Raw genomic sequence first — 7,478 nt, 5'->3', positions numbered from 1 at the left:
TAAATATTCAGTCTATAATTTGAATTAGAGAGCAATTTACTATAATAAATCTAACCATAGTGGAATGTAAATTAGCGGGATAGAGAGGAGGCACTCTGTCCGACCAGTATAATAAATCTAACCATAGTGGAATGTAAATTTTTCCAAAATACCAATAGATTGAAAATCAAATGAGATAATTAATCTAACCATAGTGGAATGTAAATAAGTCAAGTCATCGCCGTCAAAAATTATGTTAATAATATAATTAATCTAACCATAGTGGAATGTAAATCGATTTTTATAGATAACGAACAGATAAATCATTTAAATAATTAATCTAACCATAGTGGAATGTAAATCCAAAAATCGACACGAGAGGAAACTTGTCTCTTATTTATAATTAATCTAACCATAGTGGAATGTAAATGCTTATATAAGCCGAAAAGCTGTCCGCCGAGTAAAAATAATTAATCTAACCATAGTGGAATGTAAATGCTTGGCTTTTTCAATAATCGTTTGAACAGCTTTAAAATAATTAATCTAACCATAGTGGAATGTAAATTTTTGTATCTCCTATTTTTTGTTTATATTAATATTAATAATTAATCTAACCATAGTGGAATGTAAATCCTGAACAGGAGAATTAATATTAACAGGATTTGATAATAATTAATCTAACCATAGTGGAATGTAAATTATTCGACATGAGCATAATCATCAACGCGTTTCTTCATAATTAATCTAACCATAGTGGAATGTAAATAATCCACAAGTCATTTAAAACCCATTTTCTCAATGCATAATTAATCTAACCATAGTGGACTGTAAATTCGGGCTTGAATGCAGAAAAGGAAATTATATCAGAATAATTAATCTAACCATAGTGGAATGTAAATCAGGGGAATAACGGCAAGCGTCCGTTTAAGCCGAATATAATTAATCTAACCATAGTGGAATGTAAATTGCCATATTCAGTATAATGTATCGAGTGATATTTACATAATTAATCTAACCATAGTGGAATGTAAATGATAATATCTTTAAACTCCAATTTGAAATTGTGGCAATAATTAATCTAACCATAGTGGAATGTAAATTTTGCTTGGTAATCTTGCATTGCTCTTGTTACTGCTGATAATTAATCTAACCATAGTGGAATGTAAATGCTCGTAAGCCACCCACACCAGCGTGCTTACCACTAATAATTAATCTAACCATAGTGGAATGTAAATGGTCAATTCATGGAAATCAAAAACATTGATAAAATTATAATTAATCTAACCATAGTGGAATGTAAATCATAAATTGCCGAAGACGATACAAAACCGCTTAATGATAATTAATCTAACCATAGTGGAATGTAAATTGATAATCTATACCCACATTATAATCTGGGTCACTCATAATTAATCTAACCATAGTGGAACGTAAATCCATACAAAGCATAATTCATGCGAAGACTTGAAAACGATAATTAATCTAACCATAGTGGAATGTAAATATTAACGCGACTTGGCATATTACTTTTATGAGCGAAATAATTAATCTAACCATAGTGGAATGTAAATGAATTAAATCATATCAGTCTACAACCTGTCTACGGACATAATTAATCTAACCATAGTGGAATGTAAATGTATTTGATTAAACTTTTTAAAAGGGGAAAAATTATATAATTAATCTAACCATAGTGGAATGTAAATGGGACTCTATGGGATTTTCTCGAAAATCCGACTTCGAATAATTAATCTAACCATAGTGGAATGTAAATATTAACTGCATACCAGATAACGATTCATGTCAATTAATAATTAATCTAACCATAGTGGAATGTAAATTGCGGAAAATGTCTTGCTTGTATAAGTCAAAAAGCTATAATTAATCTAACCCTAGTGGAATGTAAATTCTCCCACATTCCTTGAGCTAGTTGCTCGCTTGAAAATAATTAATCTAACCATAGTGGAATGTAAATCTTGATGTTCAATATGAGAGAATGAGAACTGCAGGAATAATAAATCTAACCATAGTGGAATGTAAATTCTTCTGTCATAATAAGTTTTATATCGCCGTTTTGAATAATAAATCTAACCATAGTGGAATGTAAATGCTTCAGGCGGAGGTTTTGCTGGAGATACGACAGACATAATAAATCTAACCATAGTGGAATGTAAATTGGAAATAAAAGAATATAATAATAATTCTAATTCACGCATTCAAGCACGGGCGAGGTTAAGACTTCGTCCGTTGTTTTTTAAATATCAAATCTTTTCATTATCAAATCGATATTTCTTAAATAATATTTATAATCAAAACAATCGTCAATTTCTTTATCCGACAAATATTTTTTTATATCTTCGTCTTTATGAATATTCTCTTTAAAATCTTCGTTATTAAGCCATCGTTTCATCGCGTTTCTTTGAACCCATAAATACGCGTCGTTTCTTGAAATTCCTTTATTAACGAGACTAATTAAAATTCTCTGACTAAAAATTAATCCGCCCGTTTTCTCTAAATTATTTTTCATGTTTTGAGGATAAATTAAAAGTTTGTCGACTATATCCATAAATTTATTTAAACAATAATCTACTATAATAGTAGAATCTGGAAGAATTACTCTTTCAACCGAAGAATGACTTATATCTCTTTCATGCCAAAGAGTGATATTTTCCAAAGAAGCAAGAGCGTTTGCCCGAACGATTCGCGCCAAGCCAGAAATTCTCTCGCAGGTAATCGGGTTTCTTTTATGAGGCATTGCAGAAGAACCTTTTTGTTTTTCGCTAAAATATTCTTCTACTTCTCTTAAATCCGTTCTCTGCAAATTTCTAATTTCCGTTGCAAATTTTTCCAAAGAACTTGCAACTATTGATAAACTTGTCAAATATTCAGCATGTCTGTCTCTTTGAATTATTTGAGTAGAAATTTTATCCGCTTTTAGTCCTAATTTTTTGCAAACCAACTCCTCTATTTTCGGATTGATATTGCTGTAAGTTCCAACCGCTCCCGACAATTTTCCAACCGATACGATTTCTTTCGCTCGCTCTATTCTTTTAATGTTTCTTTCATTTTCATCAAGCCATAAAATAAATTTGAGTCCCAGAGTCATAGGCTCGGCATGAATTCCATGAGTTCTTCCAATACATAAAGTATATTTATGTTCTTTCGCTCTTTTTAATAAAATCTCCGAAAGTTTTTTCAAATCATTTAATATTATTTCCGCAGATTTTTTCATCATTATCGCAAGCGCAGTATCCTTCACATCGCTTGAAGTAAGCCCTTTATGTATAAACTGTCCGCCTTCTCCGACATTTTCCTGAACCGCCGTAACGAAAGCGATTATATCATGGTTCGTTTCTTTTTCAATTTCGGCAATTCTTTCAACGGTAAACGAAGATTTTTCTTTTATATTTTTCAAATCCTCTTTTGGAATTTCTCCCAATTCAGCCATCGCCTCGCAAGCCGCTATTTCCACATCGAGCATCGTTTGAAATTCGTTTTGCAAACTCCAAAGTTCGCCCATTTCTTTTCTTGTGTATCTTTTAATCATATTTTATAAAACTCCAACTACTTTTATTAATTAGAAAATAAATTATAACAAAATAATTTTATTTGTCAAAGAGATTTAATAATTTATTTTTATTTTTGAGTTGTTGCTAATGGAGGAGGCTGTTTTTTGATAAAAATGACATTGAGAATTGCAATTTAAAACTATAAATTCTATAAAAGTATTCAAGATAAATAAAGATTTTCAATCTTTGCCTGTTCCACATAAAGATATAGAAAACTTAAATAAAATATATAAAATGTAGGATATAGATTTTAAAAATATAAACGAATATATCGAAAGTTTTGACGAATATGTTTTACTTTTAAGCGAACGAATAGAAAGAGCAGATTTAGGTTTTAGCGCCGTTCAAAAAATTAGAAATAAACGAGATATAAAAATTGTAGGCAATACGAAAAATTTTCAACCTCAAAACGCTATAAAAACTATTGACAAATATTTTATATATGTTATAATATTCTAACAATATTTCAAAATATACTAAAAGTAAAGGAGATTATTCTAAAATGAATAATACAATTTTTAAAACGATTTTTAATTCCATATTTGTTATATGGTGCATAAGTTTAATAGGATGTTCTTCTGAAAGCAAATCATCTTCTAATGAAAGGAGAGCAAAGAACGAAGAGCTTATATTCGTAAATTATAGAGATATAAGAGATTTAAACCCTCATTTATACGCAGGCGAAATGTATGCTCAAGAGATGCTTTACGAGACTTTGGTTAATATAGGAAAAAACGGTTACGAACCATGCCTTGCGGAAAGCTGGGAAATAACGGACGGCGGTAAGGTTTACACTTTCAATATAAGAAAAGGAGTATATTTTTCGGACGGAGAGATTTGTGACGCTAACGCCATAAAAGCCAATTTTGACGCCATACTCGAAAATAAAGATAGGCATACTTGGCTTGAAATGATGCATATTCTTGATAAAGTGGAAGCTATAGACGATTACACTTTTAGAATTACTTTAACTTCTCCATATTATCCTATGCTAACAGAACTTGGAGTGACGCGTCCATTCGCTATGATATCTCCTAAAGCTATGAAAAACGGTTCTACCAAAAACGGAGTTAACGAATTTATAGGAACTGGACCGTATGTATTAAAAGAATTTGAAACCGATAAATATGCTATTTTTGAAGCCAATACGAATTATTGGGGAGAAGCTCCTAAAATAAAAAATATAATGGTAAAAGTTATTCCCGACAATCAAACGAGATTATTAGCTTTAGAAAAAGGCGAGATAGATTTAATATTTGGAAAAAATATGCTTGACTCGGATGCTATTAATAAGTATAAGGGAAGTGATAAATTTGTGTCTTCTTTATCCGAACCTACTTCTACAAGGCAAATAGTCTTAAATACTACGCATAATATACTTTCCGATAGTAAAGTGCGAATAGCTTTGCAGCATGCTACGGATAGAAAAGCTATATCTGACGGAATATTTTATGGATTAGAACCTCCAGCCGATACTCTATTTTCAAAGACTATTCCTTACTGCAATATTAATTTGACTCCTTACGAATATAATATGGATAAGGCAAAAGAATTATTGGATGAAGCGGGATGGATTATTGGAAGCGATGGCATAAGAGAGAAAAATAGAGAAAAATTAAATTTAAGGCTTTTATATAATAGCGACAGCGTAACAGAAAAAACTATATCCGAATATTTGCAAGCTGAATATGCTAAAATAGGAATTCAAGTAAATATAACGGGAGAGGAGGAGCAATCGTATAGAGACAATATGAAAGCTGGAAATTTTGATATGATATTTAATATATGCTGGGGTTCTCCTTACGACCCTCAATCTTCTTTAGCGGCAATGCGTCAAAGAGTTTACGGAGATTATGCGGCTCAACAAGGCTTGCATGACAAAAAAGAAATTGATGAAGCCATAACGAAGATACTTTTAAGTGTGGACGAAAAAGAAAGGCAAACGCTTTATAATTTTGTTCTTACAAGACTTCATGAGGATGCCGTGTATATTCCTTTAACATATGAATGCAATAAAGCGGTTTATACGGCAGATTTGAAAAATGTTCAATTTGCTCAAACTCAATACGAAGTGCCTTTTTGGTTAATGTATTTTGATATAGCAAATTAATAGTCAATAGCTAATTTTTACATAATATATTTTGTAATTCATAGGAAAAATTATGAAAGCTTATATCATAAAAAGAATTTTAGTTACTATACCGTTATTATTTGGTATTACTCTTTTAAGTTTTTTCTTTATTAATTTGATACCGTCTGACCCTGCGGAGGTAGTTTTAAGAGTTCAGCAAATTCCAATAATATCTGAAGAAGCTGTTGAGCAGATGAGAGAAGAACTCGGACTAAACGAACCATTTTTTATCAGGTATTTTAGATGGATATTAGATTTTTTAAGATTAGATTTGGGAGTAAGCTATACAAATCCATCAAGAACTGTGGTAGGAGAAATTGCGAGATGTCTTCCTGCCACTTTGCAATTGGCTTTTCTATCGCTTATATTTGTCATAGTTTTGAGTTTACCAATTGGTTTTTTTAGTGCCGTATATAAAGATAGCCTATTTGATAGAATAATTCGGTTTTCTGTATTTGCTACTACAGCTATGCCAGCGTATTGGATAGGGCTTCTTCTTATATGGCTTATAAGTATAAAACTTGATATTTTGCCGACAAGCGGAAACGGAACTTTAGCGCATGCTATACTTCCTTCTGTTACTATATCTATTACTTATATATCCACTTATATAAGACTTATAAGAAACAATATGCTTGAAAATATGAAAGAGGATTATGTTTTATACGCTAACGCTAGAGGTTTAAAGCATAGAGTTATTCTCGTAAGACATATATTAAAAAATTCGTTACAATCATGTATTACGGCAATTGGTATGAGTATTCCGCAATTAATTTCTGGAACTATAGTAGTAGAAAATGTTTTTGCATGGCCAGGTATAGGTAGATTATGCATAGCTTCTATATTCAACAGAGATTATCCCGTTATTCAGGCTTATATATTGATGACAGGGATTTTATTCGTGTTTTTTAATTTAATATTCGATATAATTCAAAGACTTGCGGACCCTCGATTAAGAATAGGAGATTAATAATGTTTAAAAGATTTTTAGAAAATAAAATTGCTTTAGGATGCGTATTGTTTATATTAATAATAGCTTTGATAGGAATATTAGCTCCTTTGATAGCTCCAAATGACCCTTATGTTAATAATATATTAAATAAATTTGCGGGGCTTTCAAAAGAATATCCTCTCGGAACAGACCAGCTTGGAAGATGCATACTCTCAAGGATGATATATGGAATAAGATACACTTTATTTTTATCTCTTCTTACTATGCTTGGAACTATAGGACTTGGAACTTTTATGGGTATATTAGCTGGATATTTTAAAGGAGCTGTAGACGAAATTATAATGAGAATAGTCGATGTAATGCTTTCTTTCCCAAGTCAGATAATGATACTTGCGGTAGTAGCCTTGCTTGGAGTAGATATAGCCAATGTTATTATAGCTAATGTTTTTATAAAATGGGCTTGGTATTCTAGAATGATAAGAACTAATGTTTTAAAGTATAGAGAAAAAAATTTTGTTCTATTTTCAAAAACTGTAGGCTCTGGTTCTCCTTTTATATTATTTAAGCATATGATTCCGTCTATATCTTCGGAAATGATAGTTTTGGCTACTTTAGATACTGGATGGGCTATATTAAATATATCTACTTTGTCTTTTTTAGGACTTGGAGTTCAAGCCCCAATACCAGAATGGGGAGCTATGCTAAACGAGGCTAAAAATGTCATGACGACTAATCCGAAACAAATGATAGTTCCAGGTATAGCTATAGTATGTTTAGTCGCTTCTTTTAATCTTTTGGGAGACGCATTAAGAGATGTTTTGGACCCTAAAGAAAGCAGAGTTTAGAT

4 protein-coding genes and 1 CRISPR repeat array are annotated in these 7,478 nt (G+C 31.2%); of the genes, 3 read left to right on the top strand and 1 reads right to left on the bottom strand.

Going from position 1 to position 7,478, the window contains the following annotated elements:
• Window positions 1–41: 41 nt before the first annotated feature.
• Window positions 42–2,155: a CRISPR direct-repeat array (repeat unit 31 nt; unit sequence ATAATTAATCTAACCATAGTGGAATGTAAAT).
• A 78-nt stretch (window positions 2,156–2,233) separates the two neighbouring features.
• Window positions 2,234–3,526, bottom strand: a complete 1,293-nt coding sequence (purB, locus tag ACR0QS_RS00230; RefSeq protein WP_432631431.1) for an adenylosuccinate lyase — start codon at window positions 3,524–3,526, stop codon at window positions 2,234–2,236.
• A 524-nt stretch (window positions 3,527–4,050) separates the two neighbouring features.
• Here purB and nikA point away from each other — a divergent pair.
• From nikA to opp1C, 3 genes are read left to right on the top strand one after another with little or no spacing between them, the layout of a single operon-like run.
• Window positions 4,051–5,658, top strand: coding sequence for a nickel ABC transporter substrate-binding protein (nikA, locus tag ACR0QS_RS00225; RefSeq protein WP_432631430.1), 1,608 nt, complete (start codon window positions 4,051–4,053; stop codon window positions 5,656–5,658).
• Window positions 5,659–5,710: 52 nt separating this feature from the next.
• Complete coding sequence (gene opp1B / locus ACR0QS_RS00220) at window positions 5,711–6,649, top strand: nickel/cobalt ABC transporter permease (RefSeq protein ID WP_432631429.1); 939 nt, start codon at window positions 5,711–5,713, stop codon at window positions 6,647–6,649.
• Between the two features lie 2 nt (window positions 6,650–6,651).
• Window positions 6,652–7,476, top strand: coding sequence for a nickel/cobalt ABC transporter permease (gene opp1C, locus ACR0QS_RS00215; protein WP_432631428.1), 825 nt, complete (start codon window positions 6,652–6,654; stop codon window positions 7,474–7,476).
• Window positions 7,477–7,478: the final 2 nt, after the last annotated feature.

Origin of the sequence: Brachyspira sp. (assembly GCF_050873525.1) — a bacterium.
Classification (GTDB): domain Bacteria; phylum Spirochaetota; class Brachyspiria; order Brachyspirales; family Brachyspiraceae; genus Brachyspira.
This window is presented reverse-complemented; position numbering and strand designations above follow the sequence as displayed.

Coding starts and splice junctions, on each gene's coding strand:
- purB (WP_432631431.1), bottom strand. CDS start 3,526: ATGATTAAAAGATACACAAGAAAAGAAATGGGCGAACTTTGGAGTTTG.
- nikA (WP_432631430.1), top strand. CDS start 4,051: ATGAATAATACAATTTTTAAAACGATTTTTAATTCCATATTTGTTATA.
- opp1B (WP_432631429.1), top strand. CDS start 5,711: ATGAAAGCTTATATCATAAAAAGAATTTTAGTTACTATACCGTTATTA.
- opp1C (WP_432631428.1), top strand. CDS start 6,652: ATGTTTAAAAGATTTTTAGAAAATAAAATTGCTTTAGGATGCGTATTG.